29 protein-coding genes and 1 tRNA gene are annotated in these 21,575 nt (G+C 40.2%); 10 read left to right on the top strand and 20 right to left on the bottom strand.

All coding sequences use genetic code 11. The features are described 5' to 3' along the window. Positions 1–103 precede the first annotated feature (103 nt). The 10 genes from ACQ86H_RS25685 to ACQ86H_RS25730 all read right to left on the bottom strand — a co-directional run bounded on the left by ACQ86H_RS25685 (position 104) and on the right by ACQ86H_RS25730 (position 5,668). The gene (locus ACQ86H_RS25685; protein ID WP_431292934.1) at positions 104–700 is read right to left on the bottom strand and encodes a FecR family protein; all 597 of its coding nucleotides are present in this window, start codon (positions 698–700) and stop codon (positions 104–106) included. After that, positions 667–1,287: a hypothetical protein gene (locus tag ACQ86H_RS25690; RefSeq protein WP_431292935.1), complete on the bottom strand. Its 621-nt coding sequence runs from the start codon at positions 1,285–1,287 to the stop codon at positions 667–669. Before ACQ86H_RS25690 ends, ACQ86H_RS25685 begins: the two co-directional genes overlap by 34 nt. 84 nt (positions 1,288–1,371) lie before the next feature. Beyond that, a complete protein-coding gene (locus ACQ86H_RS25695) occupies positions 1,372–1,764 on the bottom strand; it encodes a sigma-70 family RNA polymerase sigma factor (protein ID WP_431295477.1) in 393 nt (130 codons plus the stop codon). 24 nt (positions 1,765–1,788) lie between these two features. Next, positions 1,789–1,989: an RNA polymerase sigma factor gene (locus ACQ86H_RS25700; protein ID WP_431292936.1), complete on the bottom strand. Its 201-nt coding sequence runs from the start codon at positions 1,987–1,989 to the stop codon at positions 1,789–1,791. Between the two features lie 428 nt (positions 1,990–2,417). Then, the gene (locus ACQ86H_RS25705) at positions 2,418–2,876 is read right to left on the bottom strand and encodes a S1 family peptidase (protein ID WP_431292937.1); all 459 of its coding nucleotides are present in this window, start codon (positions 2,874–2,876) and stop codon (positions 2,418–2,420) included. A 74-nt stretch (positions 2,877–2,950) separates the two neighbouring features. Next, on the bottom strand, positions 2,951–3,424 hold the full coding sequence (locus tag ACQ86H_RS25710) for a hypothetical protein (RefSeq protein WP_431292938.1): 474 nt from the start codon (positions 3,422–3,424) through the stop codon (positions 2,951–2,953). An 839-nt stretch (positions 3,425–4,263) separates the two neighbouring features. Beyond that, positions 4,264–4,527, bottom strand: coding sequence for a hypothetical protein (locus tag ACQ86H_RS25715; RefSeq protein WP_138819787.1), 264 nt, complete (start codon positions 4,525–4,527; stop codon positions 4,264–4,266). 19 nt (positions 4,528–4,546) lie between these two features. Then, a complete protein-coding gene (locus ACQ86H_RS25720) occupies positions 4,547–4,819 on the bottom strand; it encodes a LytR/AlgR family response regulator transcription factor (protein WP_431292939.1) in 273 nt (90 codons plus the stop codon). 6 nt (positions 4,820–4,825) lie between these two features. Then, on the bottom strand, positions 4,826–5,143 hold the full coding sequence (locus tag ACQ86H_RS25725; RefSeq protein ID WP_431292940.1) for a LytR/AlgR family response regulator transcription factor: 318 nt from the start codon (positions 5,141–5,143) through the stop codon (positions 4,826–4,828). 153 nt (positions 5,144–5,296) lie between these two features. Then, complete coding sequence (locus ACQ86H_RS25730) at positions 5,297–5,668, bottom strand: winged helix-turn-helix transcriptional regulator (protein ID WP_138819784.1); 372 nt, start codon at positions 5,666–5,668, stop codon at positions 5,297–5,299. A gap of 107 nt (positions 5,669–5,775) precedes the next feature. On the opposite strand from ACQ86H_RS25730, the gene ACQ86H_RS25735 reads away from it, so the two are divergent. The 5 genes from ACQ86H_RS25735 to ACQ86H_RS25755 all read left to right on the top strand — a co-directional run bounded on the left by ACQ86H_RS25735 (position 5,776) and on the right by ACQ86H_RS25755 (position 9,061). Next, on the top strand, positions 5,776–6,528 hold the full coding sequence (locus ACQ86H_RS25735) for an SDR family NAD(P)-dependent oxidoreductase (RefSeq protein ID WP_138819783.1): 753 nt from the start codon (positions 5,776–5,778) through the stop codon (positions 6,526–6,528). 15 nt (positions 6,529–6,543) lie between these two features. Further along, positions 6,544–7,170, top strand: coding sequence for an NADPH-dependent F420 reductase (locus tag ACQ86H_RS25740; RefSeq protein ID WP_138819782.1), 627 nt, complete (start codon positions 6,544–6,546; stop codon positions 7,168–7,170). A gap of 12 nt (positions 7,171–7,182) precedes the next feature. Next, positions 7,183–7,941 (top strand): SDR family NAD(P)-dependent oxidoreductase, encoded by a 759-nt coding sequence (locus ACQ86H_RS25745; protein ID WP_431292941.1) that lies wholly within the window; start codon positions 7,183–7,185, stop codon positions 7,939–7,941. 569 nt (positions 7,942–8,510) lie between these two features. Continuing rightward, positions 8,511–8,894: a DDE-type integrase/transposase/recombinase gene (locus tag ACQ86H_RS25750; protein WP_431292942.1), complete on the top strand. Its 384-nt coding sequence runs from the start codon at positions 8,511–8,513 to the stop codon at positions 8,892–8,894. Between the two features lie 5 nt (positions 8,895–8,899). Further along, positions 8,900–9,061 (top strand): integrase core domain-containing protein, encoded by a 162-nt coding sequence (locus ACQ86H_RS25755; protein WP_371716936.1) that lies wholly within the window; start codon positions 8,900–8,902, stop codon positions 9,059–9,061. A 534-nt stretch (positions 9,062–9,595) separates the two neighbouring features. On the opposite strand, the gene ACQ86H_RS25760 is transcribed toward ACQ86H_RS25755, so the two are convergent. From ACQ86H_RS25760 to ACQ86H_RS25775, 4 genes are all read right to left on the bottom strand, one after another. Continuing rightward, entirely contained in the window at positions 9,596–10,108 is a 513-nt protein-coding gene (locus ACQ86H_RS25760; protein WP_138819779.1) for a DinB family protein, read from the bottom strand. A gap of 11 nt (positions 10,109–10,119) precedes the next feature. Next, positions 10,120–10,539 carry an ester cyclase gene (locus ACQ86H_RS25765; RefSeq protein WP_210419428.1) on the bottom strand — a complete coding sequence of 140 codons (420 nt, stop codon included), beginning with the start codon at positions 10,537–10,539 and terminating at the stop codon, positions 10,120–10,122. Positions 10,540–10,609: 70 nt separating this feature from the next. Next, entirely contained in the window at positions 10,610–11,482 is an 873-nt protein-coding gene (locus tag ACQ86H_RS25770; RefSeq protein ID WP_431292943.1) for a helix-turn-helix domain-containing protein, read from the bottom strand. Next, a complete protein-coding gene (locus ACQ86H_RS25775; protein WP_138819777.1) occupies positions 11,479–11,859 on the bottom strand; it encodes a winged helix-turn-helix transcriptional regulator in 381 nt (126 codons plus the stop codon). The genes ACQ86H_RS25770 and ACQ86H_RS25775 overlap by 4 nt, the downstream gene beginning before the upstream one ends. A gap of 323 nt (positions 11,860–12,182) precedes the next feature. On the opposite strand from ACQ86H_RS25775, the gene ACQ86H_RS25780 reads away from it, so the two are divergent. Further along, positions 12,183–13,040, top strand: coding sequence for a helix-turn-helix domain-containing protein (locus ACQ86H_RS25780; protein WP_431292944.1), 858 nt, complete (start codon positions 12,183–12,185; stop codon positions 13,038–13,040). Positions 13,041–13,115: 75 nt separating this feature from the next. Beyond that, complete coding sequence (locus ACQ86H_RS25785) at positions 13,116–14,300, top strand: FAD-dependent oxidoreductase (RefSeq protein ID WP_431292945.1); 1,185 nt, start codon at positions 13,116–13,118, stop codon at positions 14,298–14,300. Positions 14,301–14,649: 349 nt separating this feature from the next. On the opposite strand, the gene ACQ86H_RS25790 is transcribed toward ACQ86H_RS25785, so the two are convergent. Together ACQ86H_RS25790 and ACQ86H_RS25795 are read right to left on the bottom strand one after the other, a co-directional pair. Next, a complete protein-coding gene (locus tag ACQ86H_RS25790) occupies positions 14,650–14,892 on the bottom strand; it encodes a helix-turn-helix domain-containing protein (RefSeq protein WP_431295478.1) in 243 nt (80 codons plus the stop codon). After that, positions 14,841–15,560 (bottom strand): cupin domain-containing protein, encoded by a 720-nt coding sequence (locus tag ACQ86H_RS25795; protein WP_431292946.1) that lies wholly within the window; start codon positions 15,558–15,560, stop codon positions 14,841–14,843. The genes ACQ86H_RS25790 and ACQ86H_RS25795 overlap by 52 nt, the downstream gene beginning before the upstream one ends. Before the next feature lie 109 nt (positions 15,561–15,669). Between ACQ86H_RS25795 and ACQ86H_RS25800 the strand changes: the two genes are divergently transcribed. Beyond that, the gene (locus ACQ86H_RS25800; RefSeq protein ID WP_431292947.1) at positions 15,670–15,879 is read left to right on the top strand and encodes a hypothetical protein; all 210 of its coding nucleotides are present in this window, start codon (positions 15,670–15,672) and stop codon (positions 15,877–15,879) included. A gap of 708 nt (positions 15,880–16,587) precedes the next feature. On the opposite strand, the gene ACQ86H_RS25805 is transcribed toward ACQ86H_RS25800, so the two are convergent. Beyond that, a tRNA-Asn gene (locus tag ACQ86H_RS25805) sits at positions 16,588–16,664 on the bottom strand. Positions 16,665–16,806: 142 nt separating this feature from the next. Here ACQ86H_RS25805 and ACQ86H_RS25810 point away from each other — a divergent pair. Beyond that, positions 16,807–17,727 (top strand): PfkB family carbohydrate kinase, encoded by a 921-nt coding sequence (locus ACQ86H_RS25810; RefSeq protein WP_138819773.1) that lies wholly within the window; start codon positions 16,807–16,809, stop codon positions 17,725–17,727. A gap of 140 nt (positions 17,728–17,867) precedes the next feature. Here the strand turns inward: ACQ86H_RS25810 and ACQ86H_RS25815 are convergent, their stop codons facing one another. After that, positions 17,868–18,110, bottom strand: coding sequence for a cytochrome b5 domain-containing protein (locus ACQ86H_RS25815; RefSeq protein WP_138819772.1), 243 nt, complete (start codon positions 18,108–18,110; stop codon positions 17,868–17,870). Positions 18,111–18,580: 470 nt separating this feature from the next. Here ACQ86H_RS25815 and ACQ86H_RS25820 point away from each other — a divergent pair, with 470 nt between their 5' ends. Then, positions 18,581–19,873: an IS1380 family transposase gene (locus ACQ86H_RS25820; protein ID WP_431292644.1), complete on the top strand. Its 1,293-nt coding sequence runs from the start codon at positions 18,581–18,583 to the stop codon at positions 19,871–19,873. 349 nt (positions 19,874–20,222) lie between these two features. Here ACQ86H_RS25820 and ACQ86H_RS25825 read toward each other — a convergent pair whose 3' ends face one another. Then, positions 20,223–20,798, bottom strand: a complete 576-nt coding sequence (locus tag ACQ86H_RS25825; RefSeq protein ID WP_431292948.1) for a lycopene cyclase domain-containing protein — start codon at positions 20,796–20,798, stop codon at positions 20,223–20,225. Between the two features lie 113 nt (positions 20,799–20,911). After that, positions 20,912–21,442, bottom strand: coding sequence for a hypothetical protein (locus ACQ86H_RS25830; protein WP_138819770.1), 531 nt, complete (start codon positions 21,440–21,442; stop codon positions 20,912–20,914). Positions 21,443–21,575 lie beyond the last annotated feature (133 nt).

Consider the following 21,575-nt stretch of genomic DNA (forward strand, 5'->3'; position numbering starts at 1 on the left):
AGGGGTGTTTATGCACCCCTGACCTTTTTAGCCCTGGTTTTGCTGTCGTAAAAGTTTTTCCATTCTTTTTTGTTTAAAAGTTATAATCTATTAATTGATATACTTATTTGCTTACAAAAACCTTTCGTCCTTCTATCCTAAAATGCACTTCGCCAGTTTTTGCAATCATTTTTAATACAGTAGAAATATTTCGTGATCTCGATGAGAACCCTCCCAACTGCAGATTTATAGGAGCTGATGGCTCATAGATTACCTCGATGTTATACCACCGCTCAATCTTGCGCATTACTGTACGAAAATTATCACCGCCGAAAATAAATTCCCCATTCTTCCAGTCGATCGCTTCTTCAACATCTGCAGGCGCTACCTGAATGCGACCCGAACTGAGGACAGATTGCTCCCCTGGCCTGAGCACTTTTTGAACAAGATTCGAATTTGAAACCAATACACTTCCCTCCAGCAATGTAGTTGTTGTAGCTGCCTCATCATCATATGAGTTTATATTGAAGTGTGTTCCTAAAACCTGAACCTCCTGTCGCGTAGTTTTCACGATAAAAGGATGCGATCGATCTTTAGCAACTTCAAAATATCCCTCTCCTGTTAAAAACACCTGTCGTTTACCTTTTTCAACGAAACTTACCGGATATTTTAATGAAGATTCTGCATTTAAAAACACAATGGTTCCATCAGGTAAACGCACCTGAGTTTGCTCCCCCGGGAAGTCGATAAAGTATTGTACCCTGAACTCTTTGAACCATTATCCGTGATCTCATATACAATCTGCCCATCAGGCGTTTTAGAAATCTTTACGCCTGATTGCATGGCAATATTTCCTGACAGTACATCATTAACTAATATCTTTTGCCCATTTGTTAAGGTCAAAGTTGCACCATTGCCCCCTGGCGCAACATCATTTTGGTAAGCTACTTTTTCGGGTAATTGTTTATGATTATTAAAGTAGAAATAACTTCCTGCCATTACTACTATAGCAATGGATGCGGCGGCAACCCATTTAGTAAATAATTTATAGGTTTTTATTTTTTTATCCGGCATTATAATTTCTTCATCAATAAAGTGAAGAATTTTTTCAACCATCGCAGATTTATCCTGCACCGAAAAAGGATTATCCTTTGCATTGAAATTTAACCAATGTAATTCCATTTCCTTTTCAATATTTTCTTTATTAGCAGCTATTCTGACCAAAGAAAATAGTTCTTCCCGCTCTTGCTGATTAGCTGTTTTATCGAAATATTTCTTAAAGAGAATATTTAACCTTACATCCTGCATAATAATGGATTTATAGTCATTTCACACTAAAGACAAAAGACCAGGAAAAAAGGGGTAGTGATTTATGAAAAAATTAACCGAATGTTAACAAATTACTAAAGAACTCATTAAAATCATCAATGTAACGATGTCTATTTTAGAATCGAGGTCTTTCTTAATGAAATTAACAGCATATTGAATGTGCTTTTTTACTGTTTCAGAAGAAATATTTAATTTTTTAGCAATTTCTTCATGCTTTAGCCTTTCGTGGCGACTGAGAAGATAAACTCTTTTAGCTTGTTCCGGAAGTTTATCAATAGAATGATCAATTAAAGCCCGATAATGGTCAACTTGTACAATCTCTTCTTGAATATCGAAACCCTTGTTAACGTGTTGTTCGATTGGCAAATTAAAATTACGTTCAACAGCAATTTTCTTTAACTGGTTATATGTTTGGTTTCTACAAATTATGAACAGGTAATTACTGAAGCTTTTGATACCTGCAAGTGTTTCCCTTCGGAGTCAAATTTTGATGAAGGCATCCTGGACAATCTCCTGCGTTACAGCCTTGGATTCAGTAATTTTATATACAAATTCTCCCAATGCACCGTAGTACCCTTCAAAAAGCTCCGTAAAGGCACGCTCATCCCCCTCAGCTATCTTAGCCAACAGTTCCTGCTCATTAAAAAGGGGTTTTAGTGCCAAAACTTTGTTCAAAGCCAATTTACGAATAAACTGACATCAATTATAGACATATTTTTCTATATATGACAATGGCGGTTCAATTTGGATCTATTTACTGTTAGATCCTTGTGTTTATGCAATGGGTCAGACTTGTTCGTATGAAAATTGAATTTATCGATCTAGTACACTAGTTTGTAACTCCCCCTTTAAAGGCCCCAACTTTTCTGCTTGATCCGGAAAATCTTTGCTCCTCTGCCGGGCTCCCTTCTTCTGCGCTCAAGATAAACTTCTCGCCCAGCCCTAAACACAAAAAACTCACAACTTTCGTCGTGGGTAACCAGCGACCCTCTGATTAGCTGATAGCAAATAGCCACATCGATGGGCTTACCAAATAATTGAGGAGGATTCTAAATATTGATGAAACAACAAATAGATCTTTCAAATTCATCTTACCTGAGCTCGACTGATTATAATTCACCACTTATAAATGGTCTTATTTTATTCTTGTTTGTTTCAGATAAGCTATTGTAAAATGCTATCATAGTGGATTTAATATGGGATATTTTAACTACTCTGATAATCTGAGGGGCATTTTCCTTGTCGCTTCCTCTAACCATGATACCCAATAATTGCCCATCTGCATTAAATACGCCTCCTCCACTCATCCCTGCTATTGCCTGCGCTTCTATTAAAAATTCGGCACTCGAATTATACGGTATATCTCCTTCGGTGTCTCCGGCAATCTTCAGTTTTTGGATGGTTTGCGTAGCTTCTGTATCGGATAATATTTTTCCATAAGCTACTGCTCCGTTAGGATAGTTGATATCATCCTGAGGATAACCAACTGCAATGACTTTTTCGCCTGCCACAGCGGCATTCCATGTTGGGGTTGCTTTTGTCCTATGCTCGGGATCGTATAACTGCAATGGTTCAGACGTTTTAACAAGTTCAGGGTATTTAGGAAAAGAACCTTGCGGAGTTCGTTGATTATCAATTATTCCTAGATAAAAATCTTCTGCCGGCAGTATGGTCGTATTAGTGGCACCGGAAGAAATATCGAAATGAATAAGGGGAAATCTGCCACCAGTGTATTACCTAAATCGATACCTCCATTATTCGGAGGAATTTGAGATAATTCAAAAATGCCCGTGTTTTCGGACGATAAGTCAAAGAATTTGGCGTTTCGGGAATTCCATCCGGATATGTTATAAACATGGTTGGCGCTTATATAAAGTCCCAAACCATAATCGTTTTTTCTACTCCAAATTGTTTTTGATCCATGGCCACGTCTTCCAACGCTTCCCCGTACCTTATTTAGTAGGTTGATCAGATTTTGATCATTTCCGTTCAAAATATCTTCAATTTTCGGAACGGTTTGCTCGCTTTTTGGAACAACTGGGTTATTTCGTTTACATGATTGGACGGCTATTCCAACACTTATTAATAAAACTGTCAATACTGTTTTTGCCTGCATATTATTTGAGCTTAGAAAATGTAAATATTTAATATCATTGAACATTAATTGCCGCCTCTCTTTCTTGTGGATTTTTAAATAACCATTAAGCATTAAAAGGACATGTACCACTTGTTATTTACAATAAATACGGTTCGATAGCTTAAAACGCTACATGTCACTTCAATCTTTTCACTATAAGAAAAACCATAGGTAGAAGATGATTTTTAAATCATTTTGATCCGACTAAAATTTAGGGATTTTAAATGAAAAGCGATATGCCTGTTTTAGTCTGATAAGTATGTGTAAGGCGTTTTCGTTCAGGACCGATTTGTTCTTTTATACCGATCAAGTCCCGCAGGGATTTTGGCGCTTAGGCGGTACACAGGACCGCCTATCTGAGCTGCATTAGATAACAAGTTACAATTGGTTGTTCTTCAGATTCCTCCAATTTCAATTTAGCTTCTTTAGCCTGCTCCTCTTTATGCTTAGCTGTGCCGCTATCAAAATCTCTTAATATATACTAGTTATCTCAAAAAAATTCGCTATCTTAATAAACTCCAACAAACTATTATGGCATCGTTAACCAAAACCAACCATAATGGAAAATCAAATAACCAAATCTCTTACCACCAACAAGGTAATCGAAGACCTCAAAGTCAAAGGCATTAATCTATCAGAAGAGGAAGCAGAAAGTATACCGAATTAATTTATTTCTTTTCAGAACAGGCGTTTAAACTCTACAATGCTAGCAAAACTTGTATTCCTATCGAATTTACCAACATCGAACCAAAAAAAGCCGACAATGCAGATTATAACTTATCCGCTAAGAAGGTGTTAGCAAAGCAAGTTTGAAAATTTTAAAGGCTTTGCACAGTATGGGAGGTATTGTGGAATAGTTCAAAAAAGGGCTCGCGATAATTTTTCCGTAAGTACATGGTCTGATCAATGACCATATATCCCCTGTCTTTTCTTAGGTATAAAGGATTGACCCTTAATTCGCTCAGGGTAATGGTTTCTCCTAGTTTTTGATTAATGGTCTGCCTGACTAAGTGCTGTTGGTTAACGTTTGCAGATGGATTTATATAGACAAGCCTTCTTAGCATTGCATGCGCATCATCCATATAAGTGCTTTTATTTTAATCAACTATTTAAAATTTGCCTCAAAAAATCTTCTCTATAATACTCTCCTATTGGTATTATAGTATTGTTGACTACAATATAATCTTTATGTATCTGTTCAACTTTGCTAATAGCGACAATATAAGATTTATGTATCCTTACAAAAGACTTGGTTGGTAGAGAATATCCATTAGTCCCTTCATTGTCTGGAATTTTACTACTATCGAAATGGAGAAGTACATAATCCCTTAATCCTTGGGCATAAAGAATTTCATCAAAATTTATGCGATGCATGCGCTGTTAAACCTTTAGATATACGAAATTATCATGTCGTGCGATAGCTTGCTTGGCATCTAGCTTATCTCTCGCCTTTGATATTGCGGCTAAAAATCTACCCAATGTAATTGGTTTTAACATGTAGTCGACAATATTATGTTCAAAGCCAAGTATAGCATATTCACTATATGCACTTGTTACTATGATATTGTAGCGATTATTTATCAGTCTCATTATTTCAATTCCGTCTAACTTTGGCATTTGTATATCAAGGAATATCAGATCAATATCCGAATTCTGACAGTACTCCATAGCTTCCAGAGGATTTGTAGTCGCTAACATGATTGCAGGTCATGGACTTGTTTTATGTGGTCTTCAAGCAAAGCTATAGCCAGTGGTTCGTCATCAACAATCACACACCTGATCATAAATCCATCCTTTCTAATTTAACGACGAGTTCCACTTTATTTTACTTATGCCAAACCGCAGGTTTAACTATCCGGCATAATTTATCCTGCTTTTTTTATCGGTCTCCAGGTTAATCGGAGCTACCTCATATTTTAAATTCCATTCTTTGATGTGTTCTAATATCGGCAGAAATGCCAGGCCCTTTTCAGACAACTTATACTCTACTCTTGGCGGCAGTTCCTTATAGGCTAGTCTTTCCAATAGTCCATCTTCTTCCAGCTCTTTGAGTTGTTCGGTTAATACTTTTCTGGAAATCAGGGGTATGATGGTATCGAGCTGACCAAAACGAACCGTACGGTTGCCGATGACGTTGATAATTATCGGCTTCCATTTATTTCCAACAGTGCCGATAGCCCTCGTAAACGGGCAATTCGAATTGCAAAATCTTTCGTCTTTCATATCATTTAAAAATTGTGGTTACCTGTTCGTAACCAGTATGTACGCCATTAGTTACAAATATAAACTATTGATAGTACCTTTGAGAAACAAATATAAAAAAAGAAACAATGAGTAGATTAAAAAATAAAGTGGCCCTGATCACTGGCGGTAACAGCGGTATCGGATTGGGTATTGCTGAAGCATTTAAAAACGAAGGTGCGAAAGGTGTTATCGTCGGCAGGAACGAGGAAACACTAGCGAGTGCCGCGGTAGTATTGGGCGATGATTTTATCGCTATTAATGGTGACGTAACCAATTTGGCCGACCTGGAAAGGGTGTTTGCGGCAGCCGCTGAAAAATTTGGTAAAATAGACGTGATCGTAGCTAACGCCGGTGGCGGCGCTGTAGGAACAGTAGCAACGACCAGCGAAGCCGACTTTGACCAGGCTATTGACCTGAACCTGAAAAGTGTTTACTTCACGGTGCAAAAGGCACTGCCCTATATGAATGATGGTGGCTCCATTATTTTGATCGGTTCAAATGCCGCACATCGGGCCTACGCCAATTTTACGCTGTATGGGGCTGCCAAAGCGGCGGTGATCTTTTTAGCCAAAGCCTTTTCAAGCGACCTGTTAGACCGCAAGATCAGGGCAAATGTCATCACGCCAGGTACCACAGATACCCCGGCATTTGACAAATTTGTTCCCGCAGAACAAATGGAAGCGGTAAAAAAACACTTTGCAGATCAAATGCCGATAGGCAGGATCGGGCAACCTTCCGACATTGCTAAAACTGCGGTCTTTCTGGCCTCTGATGATTCTTCTTTTATGTTGGGTGCCGAACTCCTGGTAGATGGAGGTATGACCTATTTATCCAAATAATTAAAAGTTATCAAAATGAGTAATTCAGCAAAAAAAGCAGCAAGCTATGCTATTATCGGCTTCGGCCAAATCGGTAAGGCCCTGGCCAGGGCATTCGCCCGCAAGGGTATCAAAGTATCCGTTGCCACCACTCGCGACCCGGGAAGCTTTGCAGCCGATGCGACCGCTATAGGCCGGGAGATCGATCCGACAATATTAGCGGAAGCCGTCAAGGCCGACGTTATCTTTTTGGCTGTGCGTTTCGAATCGCACCACGAAGTCGCAAAGGCGCTGCCCAACTGGGAAGGCAAAACCATTGTTGACGTTACCAATGCCTACGGCGTAGCTCCTGAGCAGTTGGGTGGACTGCCTTCTGCCCAATTCGTGGCGCAGGCCTTCACTGGTGGCAAACTGGTTAAAGGCTTCAATCATTTGATCGCCGCTATTCTTGACCAGGATCCGGCCGTACAGGGTGGCAGTAGAGTCGTGTTCCTGACGAGCGATGATGAGGCCGCCACCGCAGAGATCTCTGCGCTCGCCGAAAAACTCGGTTTCGCGCCGGTAAATCTGGGTGGGCTTTCGGAGGGCGGACTGCTGGTGCAGGCTCAAGGAAAGAACTGGGGTAAACTCATCTTTCAGGACCTGGTAAAGTTCAAATCTTAAATCATATTAACCATGAATATATTAACAAACAAAGTAGCCGTAATTACGGGTGCTTCCAAAGGAATTGGCGCAGCCATCGCCAAACACTTTGCGGCGGCAGGCGCAAAGGTGGTGGTTAATTATGCTTCCAGTAAAGAGGCCGCGGATCAAGTGGTGAAAGCCATCACCGATAAGGGCGGCACTGCCATTACTGTACAGGCCGATGTATCAAAAGAAGCAGATGTAAACAGGTTGTTTGAAGAAACCAATTCGGCATTCGGCGGCTTGGATATATTAGTCAATAACGCTGTTTATCAGGGATACGCTCCTATAGAATTGATTTCAGGAGAAACTTTTCATAATAGTTTCAATGTGAATGTGCTGGGCCCGATATTGACCATTCAGGCAGCGTTGAAATTATTTGGAGATAAAGGAGGCAATATTATTAATATCAGTTCGGGCGCCAGCAAAATGCCGCTTCCGGGTGCTTCTTTGTACTCGGCCACTAAAGCGGCATTAGATGCCATCACGATCGCTTTGTCGAAAGAACTGGGTGCACAAAACGTTCGCATCAATTCGATTTTGCCGGGCGCTACGGAAACCGAAGGTGCGACTGCAGCGGGGGTGACCGCCGGCAGCGACTACGAAAAAATGTTTATCGCCAATACGCCGCTTGGCCGCAGGGGCCGGCCCGAAGATATAGCCAAAGCTGCGGTATTTCTGGCTTCCGATGATGCCGCCTGGATAACGGGAGAACAAATTTCCGTGTCAGGTGGTATGTATGGTTTTTAAAAGGTGGTGCGACGGAGTTATTGTTAACCGTGACTCGCCAGCCAGATACTGATCGTTGCTTTCAAATCCCTGCTTCCAGAAGAAACAGGGATTTTGTTGCTTCTCTTCTTCATAGAGTTTAGGCCTGTTAGAATCATATTGGCTGATTTCAATAAGGAAGATCTGTCCAATTTCCTCTTTAGTCAAATCATTGAGTGCTTTCTTTTTTATTTTTTGAAGTGGCTTAAATAAATTATTTAAGATAACTCAGTTATACCATAATTTTCAACACAGAATTATACAGACGTTATGGTTTAATTCAATTCAACATAAAACATTTAATTTGACCTATTATTAAACAGTTGAATAATGATAGTGATTACAACATCATATCTAACTTTTCCAGTATTGCCTTATGTGGTTGGTTTTCTTCTAATCCCCAGATACAAAAGTAGTTTCGTCAACTCCTAAAATTTTTCCCGGTTTTTTTGCTAAGCCCACGTTTCAATAGGCTTTTGGCAGTGTTACTACCGATTGCGTCGAAAAGGGCTTAAATGGAATCATAAAAGGATTTATAGGATTTATCCTCAATGAAGCTTAATATCCGCCGCAGGGCAAAGAAGAGGCTGCCAGAAAGAGTTAAAAAACCCCTGTTCGTGCCAGGAACAGTAAATGAGATATGGTCCATGGATTTTATGAATGATGCGCTCTGGAATGGAAGGAAATTTAAGTTGCTGAACATCGCAGACGATTACAATAGAGAGATGCTTGCTATGGAGATAGATTATTCACTTCCGGCATTGCGAGTTATAAGAGCCTTGGATGACCTAAAACAATATAGGGAGCTTCCAAAAAAAATAAGAATGGATAATGGGCCTGAGTTCATCTCACATAAGCGGAATGAATGGGCAAAGGAAAACGATGTTGAACTGGTTTTATCCAGCCAGGAGAGCCAATACAGAACGCATATATAGAAAGATTGAATGCAAGTATCAGAAGAGAATTGTTAAATGCCTACATATTTCACTCCCTGGATGATGTAAGGCAGAAAGTAGAGGAATGGATGGTGGATTACAATTACCATCGACCACACCAGGCATTGAACTTCAAATCTCCAGTAGATTTATTGCAGGAAATTTGAGGACAAAATTATACTTTTGAATGGTCTGAAAAACAGGGAAGCTTACAATAGCCCGGGCTACTTGCTGGGGCAACTGACTATGCTTTGGCAACGAAAACAAAAAAAGGTACTAGACCCATTGGACTTAACTCAGATACAGTTTGTTTTGTTAGCAGCGTTAGGATGGCTTTCAAAGAGCAGCAACGCAGTTACCTAGGTTGATATTGCGAACCAGAGTAATGCTGATAGAATGATGGTTTCTAAAGTATTGCGTATGTTATAGGAAAAGGGCTTTTTAACAAGACAGGAACACGAAACAGACACAAGAGCAAAAATAATAAGACTGACAAAAAAAGGAGAAGCTGTTTTACAAAAAGCCATAATTGCCATAGAAAATGCAGACATAGATTTTTTTGCTATACATGACATTGGACTTAATGAATTTAATTCTACAATGACAAGCTTGATAAGCAAAAACAAGGATTGAGTAGGTCCGCGGTATTCCGCCTTCGATCTTTCTGTATTCATTTGTCAAACTTCGCTTTGAGCATAAGATTACGATCTAAAATCTTTGGTTTTTAAGATATAATATGTTGCCAGATCTATTGACGAAAATCGGCTGTAACCAGCCTGCCGCAGCAGGGTAACCAATTGCCCGCGATGATACGTTGAATGGTTAACAATATGAGCAAATGTTTGATAATAGGGCATTTGTCCGATATTGCCGTTCGGATAGATAAAACTAACTGATCGCATAAAATCCTCCTCCAGATGGCTGTTTATATAATGCTCCAATCCTATAGAAGCTGCTTTCCAGATGTCCATTAATTCGGTTTTGGTACCATTGAAATTGGCCGACAAGTAAACCGGATCTGGTGCCCCGGTCCAGAAGTCTATCCAGATCTTTTCCGCGCTGGCTATGTGCACAGCGGTTTGTCTGATACTGGAAAAGCTGCTGACATTAACCTGTTCCCATTGCTCATCAGTGATCTGGCTCAGCCAGTCCATTGCCTTTTCATCTGCCCAGCTATTATAAGCCGCCAGATCAGTAAAATATTGTTTCAACATAGTATTTGTGTTTAGGACCGCGCTAAAGTAGCAAGGAGTTCTGGTAATGTAGTAATGCCCCAGTGTTCAATGTATCTGCCGTCTTTTACCCTCACTATGTCCATTATCCCGATGCTAATCACGCGTCCGGTCGCAGGCGCTCCTAATAATTGTCCCGTATGCATACCGCTGATGGTTTTGCGGGTAGTGACCATATCGCCTTCGGCTATCTGGTCATGGATAATCACCTTCATGTCGGGTATGGCTGGACGCAATATTTCGTTAAAGAAATAAATCATTCCCTGCGGGCCGTTGTCCATTTCAGCCGGTGCTGATTGGTTAATAAAATCAGGGTCCATAAGGGTGTTAAAACTGTCTACATTTCCCTGTTCGATCACTTCCTTATTAAAGCGACGCACTACTGCTTTGTTGTTTTCGATCATCGTTTTCATATATTCATATATTGATGATACAAAGGTACCAGCCAGCTAAGGTTGCGTGTTAAGGCCGGACGTTCAGGAGTTATGGCACAACGTTCAATTGTTGCTGCTGGTAATCGCTTGGGGTATGACCGAAATGGTTCCGGAAAGCCTCAGAAAAACTGGAATGATTCTGATAACCAACTTTCAGATAAACACCCGACGGGCTTTCTCCTCCGGATCTCAATAATTCGGCAGCCATTTCCAGCTTTCGGTTAAGCAGCCATTTTTGAGGGGTGGTATGATAGATCTCGCTGAACCTTCTTTTAAAGGTGGAAGTGCTCATATGGCAAAGAAAAGCCAGTTCATCTACGGTGATCAGCTGACCGACATGACTTTCCACCACTTTTTTGATCTGCAATTGTTCCCGGTCCTTGGTAAGAATCTGAATAGCCCGGAACCGCTCAGGATCGAAATGTAAAAGATACAAGAGCAGCTCTTCCAGTTTGATGGATCTGACCGCTGCCGGTAGTTCGCTTTCCGTAGCCATCAACGCCTGCATAGACACGATAAATTGTTTGATAAAATTATCCTGCTTAAAAGTAAGGAAGGACTTTTTACCGCTTAAAGGAATTACGCTTTGCAGCAAATGGTCATACTTAATCAGGAACTTATTGAACAGTTCGTTGCTGAAATAAAATAGAATGCTGGTAAACTGCTGTCCGCCTGTTAATAGCTCGGATGTGAGTACATTCCCTGCCGATAATACCACCAGTTCACCCGCATTCACCACAGCTGTTGCATCCGGATAAACGACGGTCTTGGTGCCGCTGACCAGCAGGTTGATCATGTTCTGAGTTAAGACGATTCTGTTCTTAACGGAATCCTGTCCGGAGGTGTAGCAACGGATCACTACCTCATCTACACCCATAGTGGAGCCATTTAATATATCATCCGGTAGATAATAGGTGTTCATAATGTGACTGCCTTTTCATAACGTTCCCGGGAAGCTTTGATCTCGGGCATGTTGGCATTCGCCCAGTCGTATAAATGCATCAGCGGTGTTACGAGATTTTCACCCAGCCACGCTAAGGCATACTCTACTTTAGGCGGAATCTGTGCATACATCTTCCGCGTTAGCAGTCCGTCGGCTCCCGGCATTTTCAGCGTAACGGTCAGCATTTTTTGCGATATGCCAACGATCAGCTGGTGCAATTCGTTAAAGCGTAGCATACCAAGGTCAGATAACATGATGACCGTAAGCATCGACCATTTATCACCCACACGGTTCAAAACATCTTTTACCGGGCAGTTGTTACGGTCGTTCTCACACCTTATTGAAATTTCTTTCATATCCGCCTCATTTTCAACAACAGTTATTTACAAGTAAGTATCTGACTTTCAAGCCCCGTCTTGTTTTAGAATAATTCACTTATTAGCTTTGACTTACTGAACGTAAGTTAATCAACAAAAGTAATAAAAAGAATATCATGGATCTGAAATTGTCAGGAAAAAGAACGCTGGTCACCGGCTACAATGCAACGATTTGGCTGACATTGAGCGCAGTGCCCTTGAACAATTTATGCAGATAATAAACCGGGGAAAATTCCAGCCAGCTAAAAAACATCGTTGATTGTTTTAGTTCCTTACATATAGTTATCTTTACTATTTCTGTAATGAGCAAGAAAACCAATAATATTCCTGTAAATATACTGCCTGAAGACAGTTGCAGGGGGATCATGATGATGCGGGATTCATTTAACGGGTCGCCCAATTCCGAACAGGTCGAACGGTCTCACCGGGATGGTGGTTATACTTTCATCATCCAGGAAATAGGAAAAACCCTAATCGAAATCGATTTTCAAACACATCATATCCAGGCACCGGCTGTTATCTTTATTCACCCTCATCAAGTTCACAGGGTTATAGCGTTCGAAGATGCAATGATCTGTACGTGGATCATAACAGAAGAAAACATCCGGCAGGAGTACTTAAGCATGCTTGAAAGTCTTGCGCCGGTAAACGCGTTGCCGGTTATTCCGGAAGCACTTGCTGTACTCACAGAAACTGCAGCGTTATGTATCAAACTGTCTGAAAATAAAACTGAAGTACTTTATCATCCCATTTTGAAGGAAAGCGTTAATACGCTTATTGTATCGATCATTTCCCAATACCTTGCATTGTCTAAGCCGGCTGAAAATCATGCCCGGATGGAGGATCTCACTAGGGAATTTAAGACCGCATTGGAAAAACATTATAAGTCAACCAAAAATCCGTCTGAATACGCTGCTCAGTTAAGTTTATCCCCTTCATACTTAAATGAATGTGTGAAAGCTACTACCGGAAAGTCCGTTTCCTCTCATATTCAACAGCGTGTGGTGCTGGAAGCGAAACGCCTTCTGTACCATTCAGGAAAATCAATAAAAGAGATCGCCGGCGATCTTGGCTACTATGACTATTCCTATTTCACACGACTGTTTACTAAAGTGGCCGGCATGGCACCCATTGATTTTCGGGCGAAAAACCGCGAATAGTCCTACACTTACAGTATCGTGTCATTGCACTAACTCAACTTCCGGCGTTCCTTTGTGCTCATAAAATAATAGAGCATGGGGATGATACAAACACCGGAACTTTTACTTCATAAAAAAATTGCTATAGTGGGCGGCGGCCCCGGCGGCCTGACACTTGCAAGGCTTTTGCAGATCAAAGGCGTGGAGGTCAAAGTTTATGAGCGGGATCACAGCCAGGCAGCACGCGTACAAGGCGCAATTGTCGACCTGCATTTTGACTCCGGCCTGAAAGCCATGGACGCGACCGGGCTGATGGAGGCATTCAAAGACAATTACATGCAGGGTGCTGATAAATACCGCTTGCTTGATCCAAAAGGAAATATCTTGTTTGATGAAGGTAACCACGCCGGCAAACCACAATTTGGAGATCTGCAATTCAGGCCTGAAATAGACAGGGGTGCACTGAGGGATCTTTTGATCGACGGGTTGCTACCCGATACCGTAATATGGGACAGCCAGTTCCTGAGCATGAAGGAGGTTGACAATATTTGGGAATTGCAATTTAAGAACGGAACAACTGCTACTGCAGATATTGTTATCGGTTCAGATGGATACCGCTCCAGGATCCGGCCTTACCTTACTGACTTAAAAGCATCTTATTCAGGCGCGACAATTATCCAGGGCGAAATAGATCATCCGGAAACAGCCTGTCCCGAATTTTACAAATTAGTTGATCAGGCGAATTTGATGGCCATGGGAAACAGCGCGACCATAACTGCACAACCGCGGGGCGATGGCGGCTTGACTTTTTATGCTGCGTCATTGTACCCCGAAAACTGGGTTAAAGACAGCGGTATTGATTTTAGTAACCCTCAAGATGTGCACGAGTATCTGATCAATCGCTACGGAGATTGGAACCCTATATTTGCCAGCTTATTTAAAGCTTGCAACCATTTTGTTGCCCGGCCGCTGAACTATTTTCCTTTAGAGAACAGGTGGGGGACTAAATCAAACCTCACTCTTATTGGCGACGCCGCACATCTGATGCCGCCCAATGGTGAGGGCGTTAATTTGGCCATGCTTGACGCCTTAGATTTGTCAAATTGTTTGATCAATAAGGATTTTACACAACTTAGTGACGCCATGGCAGCTTATGAAAAGATCATGTTTGACAGGGCTGCGCCATTATGTAAAGAAACAATCGAAAGCATCAGCGACTTTGCTGCGCCGACGGAAGAATCGGTGCAGAATCTGATTAAAATGCTTGGCAAAACAGATTAGTTAATTTTCTGAATTATCTTAGCTTATATTCGGGAGGTAATGATCCCCATTATCAAATTTACTGAGACAGATAAGCTTAAAATTCGCTCAAAATCTATCGTTCTAATTAGGGTATTAATAACGAATTAAGTAATTGATATTTAATTTATTTGATCTATTTTATTGGTTTTGAGCCATTTTGTGGGGTTTGAAATAAACGGGCGAATCACCCGCCTGCCAAAGCGCATTAAAGCCCTCCAATCTGAGACTATCGCAAAATAAAAATTGACGAATATGAAAACACAGAATACCACTTTTGGAGTGATCTTCTAGGTAAGGGAGATATTGGTGGTTCCTCAATTAAAATGTTCTATTTACTGCGTGACCTTCTAAACCTAGCAGGTGTCACTTTAAATGTATGTTTAAAGAGACGGTTAAATGCGGCCTCTGATTGATAGCCGACTTGATTAGCTACAACACTTACATTGTCCTTGCTTGATAAAAGTATTTCTTTTGCCTTTTGCATACGCCAATTCTGGAGGTAACTAAGTGGAGTTTGCCCTACCAGCGATTTGAAGCTATTAAAAAAAGCGTTCTTGACATTCCCGCAGATTTAGAAAGTTCTTCCAGCGTCCAGTTTTTTTCAGGTGAATCTTGTAAGTTTTGCAAAGCAGAACATATCCTTTCATCCGTCAATGCAAGCAAAAACCCCTGCTTGATTTTACTCTGATCTATATAAGCGCGTAATGTATGAATGAAAAGCCCTTCAGATAAACGGCTTACTAAAATATCACTGCCAGGCTTTGGTTGATCAATTTCCAGGAGTATCTGATTGGTGGTAAGTTCGAGCCAGTCTTGATTTTGTTGATGAATTTCTTTTAAGTGGATTACGCCAGGTAATCCGTTTATGAGAGGGTGTTGATATTGATCATCGAATTCAAAGTGACCGCCCAGCATGACAGTTTTCAAATCTCCATCCAAAAAGTAAGGGCTTTTGCTGTCCCGAAAATTTATATAGGTTTTTAAGGGGATCTTGATACTATCAGCTTTATCAGATATGCAATGACTGCTTCCATTTGGTATCAGCACAAGGTCTCCCTTAGCTAATTGTATGTAAAAGTTTTCTTCTACTTTAAGGAAACACGCCCCTTCCAGCAGTTTCCAAAATTGCAAAAACCGACTTTTAGGCAACTCAATTCCCCAGGGAGCCGTTACTTCCAGTTTTCGGTAAACTACACCGCTAAGCTTAATTGATTCTAAAATTTTACTTAATGCATCCATGAAAATGTACGATTAAGCAAAATTAATGAATTAATCAGTCCATTATGTACATATTGTCTGGTTAATTTTGAATAATAATTAATAAGCAATGCATTCAACAAATAATGTTATGACCAACGACAAACTTCGAATCGTTTTTGAGAAGTACTTAGACGCATTCGCCAAGGCATCTCCTGCTGAGCAGGAACAACTCTTGAATTCAAGTGTAGCTGAAGATGTGGTATTTACAAATCCTGGCGTAGATGGCCGTGGACGAATTTCTCTTCTTGCTCATGCTACCGGCTTCCAAAAAAATTTCCAGGTGGTTATTTCCGGGTAAATTGGTTTAGGCAGCAGCACGGACAGCTACTTTCAGAATGGACACAATATGACCAGCAAGGCCACGCACTTTTTACAGCGCATAGTTACGGACGGCTCAACGAGGACGACCTCTTGATCCACCTAGCCGGATTTTGGGCGGCCGGGGCCGTTTAGACTAAGGTAGCATGATTGTATTGTACAAGGTAATGCAGTTCAGGCCGGACTGGATAAATTTAGCAAGATTGATATACTCATCAACAACACTGCAAATTTCAATGCCGGTTATTTTGGGGAACTTTCTATAGAAGGAATTGAAGACCAGTTAGCAACCAGTTTATTCGCACCAATTAGCCAGATTGTGAGAATAGCTGTAATCGAGTTTATTATAAATACTCCATTTTTCAGAACCAAAAACTGCGTAAACAGGTACCGGAAGTCCTAAATCACGGGGGTTTTCTTGTAAGATATTTGCAACAAATTATCGGGAAGTTCAGCAATCTTTGCTGTAGAACCTGACAATAATTGGCTATTGAAAAGAGAAGATGAAGCAGGAAGCCTCCTATTATGGAAATAAAAAAACCTATCCTATTAGCTAAAAATGGGGTTTTTATGTGATTTTCAGGCTTGAAAATCTTTGCTCCCTCTGCTGGGATCCCTTCGTCTGCGCTCAAGATAATTTCTCGCCCAGCCCTAAACACAAAAAACCCACAACTTTCGTCGTGGGTTTTGGCTCCCTCTGCTGGGCTCGAACCAGCGACCCTCTGATTAACAGTCAGATGCTCTAACCAGCTGAGCTAAGAAGGAGTGCTGGTTGTTCCTAAAACGAGGTTCTCTATACTCTGCAGCACAATCGCCCTTGTTCGTTTTGGGAATGCAATATTAGGGCTTTTAAATTATTTATGCAATATTTGCAGTGAAAAATTTTAAAAAAAATTAATACATATATATGAGCCTGATAATCATAGGTACTGTAGCTTTTGATGCTATTGAAACGCCCTTCGGAAAAACAGATAAAATTGTTGGTGGTGCTGCAACTTACGCAAGTTTAGCCGCTTCTTACTTTTATAATAAAGCAAAAATTGTAGCTGTAGTGGGGGATGACTTTCATCAATCAGACATCGACACCTTTACCAAACATGGCATTGATACCGAAGGACTACAGATTAAAGCAGGTGAAAAATCATTTTTCTGGTCAGGTAAATACCATAACGACATGAATAGCCGTGATACTTTAATTACGGAATTAAATGTATTGGAAAATTTCGACCCGATTATCCCGGAGAGCTATCAAGACTGCGAATACCTGATGCTGGGCAACCTAACTCCACAGGTGCAGCAAACGGTAATTAAACGCCTTAAAAACCGGCCAAAATTAATCGTAATGGACACGATGAACTTCTGGATGGATATTATGATGGATGATTTATTGGAAACCATTAAAATGGTGGATGTATTAACCATTAATGATGCCGAGGCACGTCAGTTATCGGGCGAATATTCATTGGTAAAAGCAGCGAAGAAAATCCTTGCTATGGGTCCAAAATATTTGATCATTAAAAAGGGTGAGCATGGCGCATTGTTATTCCATGAAGATCAGATATTCTCCGCTCCGGCTTTGCCATTGGCAGAAGTATTTGATCCAACTGGTGCCGGCGATACTTTCGCAGGAGGCTTTATCGGTTATTTGGCTAAAGTGGGTACAATCAACTTCAATAACATGAAAAATGCAATTATTTATGGTTCAGCATTGGCTTCTTTCTGTGTAGAGAAATTTGGAACAGAAAAGTTATTGAATTTAACCGATGAAGAAGTTGCAGCAAGGATTCAAGAATTTGTAAACTTAAGTGCTTTCACCATAGAAATATAATCAGTTAACAGTTTTCAATAGGCAGTTCCCAGTTTCATACTGCAGATAAATTAAGCCGTAGATTTTAAAGACTAATTTCTTATAAACTGCGGCTTTTTTATTGGGTAAATCTCTAAGCCGAACAATCCAGCTTAAACAAATTAATTTGGTTTAACGAGTACAGCTATCGGAACAAACTTTTCAAAAACAGCTTCGGTATGGGGTGCATCGGGCAGTTCGTCAGTCAAATCCTGCCCGGCCCAATGCTCATAATGCTTCCCGTTTTTCCACAACCTGCTATCAGTCATATCATAGATCAAGCCTTTGTATGCTACCCAGATCTGTGGCTTATCCTGTCCGTTCCGTAAAGCAAGTTGTTGTTTGGTATAGCCTGGTAAATCCATTTAAATTAATTTCGGGCTGAAGATAATCAAAAGGTTTTAACCGTATAAGAAATATAAGGGTATATAAGCTTATGTTCTTACATGGTTAACCAGCTATTATTTTTTAAGCAAAAGGTTACTGCAAAGTTTTCCGTCTGAGCAGAGTCGAAAACCTATATGTTGTGTATTTCAATTTATTGTTCCGGTTTGAAGCGCAAGGTCGCTACAAGACAACAAATTCACTCCCGTTTTCCGCTTTTACGCTTCGCTGCCTCGTACCCTCGTTGCTGCAGGGTATCGCTTCAACCGGGGCTAGCTGGCCAAAACAGCATTTCATTTTTGGGTTTTTTATAGTGCAGCCCCCCGTTCTTAAACCCGATCCGATAGCTCCTAATGTCCGCAGGTTAAAAAAGATGCTGCAAAACCTTGATAAATAATGTTTTGCAGCAATGTAATATTCACTTAAATTAGTGTTGACCAATATTACTGCTGTGAAAATAAGAAATTCAAATCCAATATCCTCTTTCGGAGGCATAAATTTTGTTTTTGACTACTTAAACAAATTAGAAATCGATAAACTTTGCCATGCCCATCTGCCCTGCGTTGCTGCCCAAAGCAAGTATTCCTGGAAGGATGTTTTCTACTCACTTAAATCTGTTTTTCTCTGTGGCGGCGATAGTGTTGAAGATCTTCATACCCACTTAAAAAGTCATTTTCTCGACAATCCTTATCTTAGACTGGCAAGCCCCGATACTGTTTTGAGAAGACTCTCCGGGCTTACCGAAGAAACAAAAACCTGTGTAACCAAGCGGGGTGTGGTTACACATCAATATTGTACCAACCAGACCCTTGAGAACTTTAATCTGGAAGTCCTCAAAAAAATCGGGGTTCTTGATTCCCAGGAACTTACCCTTGATTATGATAACACGATCATTTTCAATGAAAAACAGGACAGTAAAATGACCTACAAAAGGGATTATGGCTATCAGCCAGGTGTTTGTACCGTCAATGAGCAGTTTGTACTTTATATCGAAAATAGAAACGGAAATTCTGACGCAAAGTCATTTCAAAGGGATACGCTGGAAAGAATTTTTAATCTGCTTGAAACAAAGAAGGTAAAAAAGATTAAAAACTTTCGGGCAGATGCGGCATCCTACCAGTATGAGGTAGTTACTTTGCTGCAACAAAAGGTAGAACACTTTTACATAGGATGCAGAAACAGCTATGTCGAGAAATATTTTCCTCAAATTTGCAACTGGAAAGTGATGGAGGACAAAAATGGCCTGCTGGAAGTAGGGTACACGGACATCATTCCCTTTATAAACCAGGCCAGGGAACAAAATCAACAGCCACAGACATATCGACTGATTGCTAAACGAAGATTGAAAAAAGATGGCCAGGTAGATTTGATTACCCAGGATGCCTATGAATACAGGGGAATTCTAACCAACAACTTTGAAATGGATGTTGTTGACCTTGTCCATTTTTATAATCAGAGAGGGAGGATGGAGCGGCAATTTGATATCCTTAAAAATGATTTTGGATGGAATAACATGCCTTTCTCTACATTAAACAAAAACCTGGTTTTCCTTTATCTTACAGCGATCTGCAGAAACATATATAATAAAATCATTGATTATTTTTCACAAAAGGTAAAAACGCTGAAGCCATGTTTCAGACTAAAAAAGTTTCTTTTTAGATTCATTATCCGGCCAGCCAAATGGGTTAGGCAAGGCAGAAAGCTGAAATTAAGAATTTACTCAATAGATCATAGCTACCCATAGGGCCAGGATCACTAAAAGAAATAATAGCGCTAATATTGTTACCTGAAATACAGCCAGGAGGGGACCTCTATTTCATTTTTATGCCTAAAATAAAATTTAGATCCCAAATCTGTTCAGAAATGCCAATCAAAAATGAACTTCCGCCTGTAAATATAATTATCGTGGAATAAAATCAGGTGATATTCATTTTTAGAACTTAGTAATATTCAGATTAAGACAGACATGCGGATTTTAGGAGCTATCGGATGCAATGAATCCCGACGTTAAGTCGGGAGTAATGGAAAGCGGGGCTGAAAACCTCCAAGAACACAGAACGTTCGTTTCCTAATAAAAAATAAAATTATCTCCCTTATGCCTGACTTTTACCAGCCCTGCTTTTAAAAACTTCGTACAGGTAGATATTCATCAGCAACAGCCCCATTAAATAAAAATGATCTTCAAAAGGGATAGTACCCACTCGAAACCCAAGGTTTTGCTTATTATTATACATCACCACCGGAATAGCAGTTAAAAAACCATTTACAATATAGAAGGGGATAAGCGAAACCAAGTAAGCCCTGTAAAATTTGTACATAAACCTAAACTCCACATTTACATATTCTACATAAGCCAGCACTATAAATAAAAAGCCAAAATTAATTAGCGTGTACCACCTGTTGTAACCAAAAAATAAAATGGCCACGCAAAGCCCCAGAAACAGATTACTTAACGCAAGGCTATATTTTTGCAGATCATTTTTTGGGAAATAGATGTTCAAACATTCGTAAATAAAAATACAGGCATACGGAACAGTTAAAAAGAATAAGATCTCTTCCAAAGGTAGGCCCAGAAGATTTACACCTATGATGTAACCGGGATTAAACGACCATACATGGAGCTTGGTAAACAGGATATCCCAAATTAAAAATACAATGCCAGTAAGCAATATTGCAGGAAATACAAACTTCCATTTGCTAAAAAATGAACCTTTTTATCAAATGATAAAACCAATGGAAAAAAATTACGGCAATATTAATAAGTAGATAGATATAATTCATTCTAAAGGTGTTTTGTCAAAATTTTAACTTCAGCAGAACTGCATTTTTTACTGTCGATCATAAATTTAGCTACGTTTTTAACCAGTTCGCGATCAGCAAGACCGAAGTTTCCATTTTGATAATGTTTAACAATCTCTTTTTTATCCTGAGCCAAATCTTTACTGAAGCCGAGAAAGGAAGGCGTATAAAATTCAATCGAAAACCGCATAAAACGGATCTCCAGATTTTCCTTATCCATATCTATTGCTCTTTGCATCGTTTTTAGCGATCGGCTCACATACTTGATCTTATTATACGGATTCCAGGAGTGTTTGGCTTTGAGCGCTTCCAGGGTTCCTGTGTAGCCGGTAATTAGTGCTGTTTTGTTTGGCAGTTTATTTAGCCTGGTAAATAAAGAATCGGTTAGTTTGGAGTTTTCAACCGCCTTAACCATATTAATTTTTAATATTGCAATTTCCTGAGTGGATAACTGAGCGTAAGTAACATGGCTTGCTGCAAATAGCAGCAAAAATATAATGCGTAGTTTAATCATGAGATGGTGGCAAATGTAAGAAAAGCTAAGCGTATTTGCTCTCCCTGTCATCCTGAATACATTTCACCAAAACTACCGATCGAATCAAGCTCCCATAAAGACTACTTCTAACAAAAGAAAGATTCTTCACTGC

Source organism: Pedobacter sp. P26 (assembly GCF_050632135.1).
GTDB lineage: Bacteria > Bacteroidota > Bacteroidia > Sphingobacteriales > Sphingobacteriaceae > Pedobacter.

Coding starts and splice junctions, on each gene's coding strand:
- ACQ86H_RS25735 (WP_138819783.1), top strand. CDS start 5,776: ATGAGTAGATTAAAAAATAAAGTGGCCCTGATCACTGGCGGTAACAGC.
- ACQ86H_RS25800 (WP_431292947.1), top strand. CDS start 15,670: ATGACCAACGACAAACTTCGAATCGTTTTTGAGAAGTACTTAGACGCA.
- ACQ86H_RS25730 (WP_138819784.1), bottom strand. CDS start 5,668: ATGAAAGACGAAAGATTTTGCAATTCGAATTGCCCGTTTACGAGGGCT.
- ACQ86H_RS25760 (WP_138819779.1), bottom strand. CDS start 10,108: ATGTTGAAACAATATTTTACTGATCTGGCGGCTTATAATAGCTGGGCA.
- ACQ86H_RS25785 (WP_431292945.1), top strand. CDS start 13,116: ATGGGGATGATACAAACACCGGAACTTTTACTTCATAAAAAAATTGCT.
- ACQ86H_RS25725 (WP_431292940.1), bottom strand. CDS start 5,143: ATGTTAGCGACTACAAATCCTCTGGAAGCTATGGAGTACTGTCAGAAT.
- ACQ86H_RS25690 (WP_431292935.1), bottom strand. CDS start 1,287: ATGCAGGATGTAAGGTTAAATATTCTCTTTAAGAAATATTTCGATAAA.
- ACQ86H_RS25780 (WP_431292944.1), top strand. CDS start 12,183: ATGAGCAAGAAAACCAATAATATTCCTGTAAATATACTGCCTGAAGAC.
- ACQ86H_RS25830 (WP_138819770.1), bottom strand. CDS start 21,442: ATGATTAAACTACGCATTATATTTTTGCTGCTATTTGCAGCAAGCCAT.
- ACQ86H_RS25745 (WP_431292941.1), top strand. CDS start 7,183: ATGAATATATTAACAAACAAAGTAGCCGTAATTACGGGTGCTTCCAAA.
- ACQ86H_RS25775 (WP_138819777.1), bottom strand. CDS start 11,859: ATGAAAGAAATTTCAATAAGGTGTGAGAACGACCGTAACAACTGCCCG.
- ACQ86H_RS25795 (WP_431292946.1), bottom strand. CDS start 15,560: ATGGATGCATTAAGTAAAATTTTAGAATCAATTAAGCTTAGCGGTGTA.
- ACQ86H_RS25810 (WP_138819773.1), top strand. CDS start 16,807: ATGAGCCTGATAATCATAGGTACTGTAGCTTTTGATGCTATTGAAACG.
- ACQ86H_RS25715 (WP_138819787.1), bottom strand. CDS start 4,527: ATGGATGATGCGCATGCAATGCTAAGAAGGCTTGTCTATATAAATCCA.
- ACQ86H_RS25770 (WP_431292943.1), bottom strand. CDS start 11,482: ATGAACACCTATTATCTACCGGATGATATATTAAATGGCTCCACTATG.
- ACQ86H_RS25710 (WP_431292938.1), bottom strand. CDS start 3,424: ATGCAGGCAAAAACAGTATTGACAGTTTTATTAATAAGTGTTGGAATA.
- ACQ86H_RS25750 (WP_431292942.1), top strand. CDS start 8,511: ATGAAGCTTAATATCCGCCGCAGGGCAAAGAAGAGGCTGCCAGAAAGA.
- ACQ86H_RS25740 (WP_138819782.1), top strand. CDS start 6,544: ATGAGTAATTCAGCAAAAAAAGCAGCAAGCTATGCTATTATCGGCTTC.
- ACQ86H_RS25815 (WP_138819772.1), bottom strand. CDS start 18,110: ATGGATTTACCAGGCTATACCAAACAACAACTTGCTTTACGGAACGGA.
- ACQ86H_RS25765 (WP_210419428.1), bottom strand. CDS start 10,539: ATGAAAACGATGATCGAAAACAACAAAGCAGTAGTGCGTCGCTTTAAT.
- ACQ86H_RS25720 (WP_431292939.1), bottom strand. CDS start 4,819: ATGCATCGCATAAATTTTGATGAAATTCTTTATGCCCAAGGATTAAGG.